The following is a 1301-nucleotide window of genomic DNA, read 5'->3' on the forward strand; positions in this document are numbered from 1 at the left end:
TCTTCTTTCTTTGAAATATCCACCGTATTATAAAATTCTCGTGAATTAGGTTCATTGCCCTCCGATGTTGATTGGCAACCGAATAATAATAAAAGGGCGGATATGACATAAATATACTTCATAATCAATATTTTATGATATAATCTGAACAAACATTTGATAAAAAGAAAAAATCTAACAGTAATAAGTTACATTTATTTATAAATTTCTGAATTTCATTAATTTAATTTATCATACTTTCTGAAATACAACTATTTTTTCCTCAAAGTAGGCTAATAAAAATGATACAATAAAAAAATATCTGTAGCTCATTGCGAAAATTTAATTTTATAAACCGTTAAAAAATCTATATCAGGGTCTTGTGGCGTGACGCCGTAGAACATACCGTTGGAATGTCCGATAATTTCAAATCCTTTAGGTACGTCTAAATCTGCAATCAATTGATGGTTTTTGTAAATTTGCAATCCATGGTTTGTTGCACCTTTACCTTTAGAATAACCTCTGAAAATCAGCTGTTTTTCAGGGAAATATTTTAAAAACGTGTAGTAACCATACGTTGCATAATCGCTTTTCCAATTGTTTTCAGCATCTTCAAACGTGTTGGTACGGCGATAATCTGTTTTCATATCCCGTCCTGCCTTTCCAAACTTTCCTTTGATTTTATCCTCTTGTTTACTGTAAAGATAAATATCAGAATCTGCCCAAAAATTAAGATATACCTCATCTGATTCCTCGTAGGTATCATAGTTCAAATGATCGAAGTTCGGAATATTTTGTTGGGATAAATATATGGGAGAACGTCTGCCTAAAATTTTTTCTAATTTTCCTGTTTTTAAATTAACAATTCCGAAGCAACGAGCTTGGTTGTAATATAAATCAGAATCGAAATAGCCATTGAATTTAGGATGAGAGGCTGTTATTATGATAGAGATATGTTCTTTTCCCCATTTCTTTAGTATTTTTGGTAAAGCATAATCATATTCATACACATCATTTAATGAAGGGATGGGATTGTTTAACATTTCTTCATAACTTCTTGTGATACTTTCATCGATACGCATAAATTCCTTTTTTTCAAATCGTGTGTCAAACACATCAAAAGAATTATTATTGCCGTTAAGAGTTACAAATTCGTCTTTACCAAATGTCAGATAATCAATGTTAAGTACTTCATTAGGTCCTTTTCCTTTTCCCGCGTGTCGCTGTACAAACTCCCCTTCATTCGTAAATTGAAAAATATAGGAAAAGCGTTCGTCTACGAAATAGAGTGTATCTTTCCACATCAAAAATTTTCCGACATA

1 protein-coding gene is annotated in these 1301 nt (G+C 31.4%); it reads right to left on the bottom strand.

Annotation, left to right across the window (positions count from 1 at the left end; genetic code table 11):
• Positions 1 to 308 precede the first annotated feature (308 nt).
• The coding region (locus CCAND38_RS11275; RefSeq protein ID WP_231550039.1) for a hypothetical protein at positions 309 to 1301 on the bottom strand (993 nt) is incomplete at its 5' end.

Source organism: Capnocytophaga canis (genome assembly GCF_000827555.1).
GTDB classification, from domain to species: Bacteria; Bacteroidota; Bacteroidia; order Flavobacteriales; family Flavobacteriaceae; genus Capnocytophaga; species Capnocytophaga canis.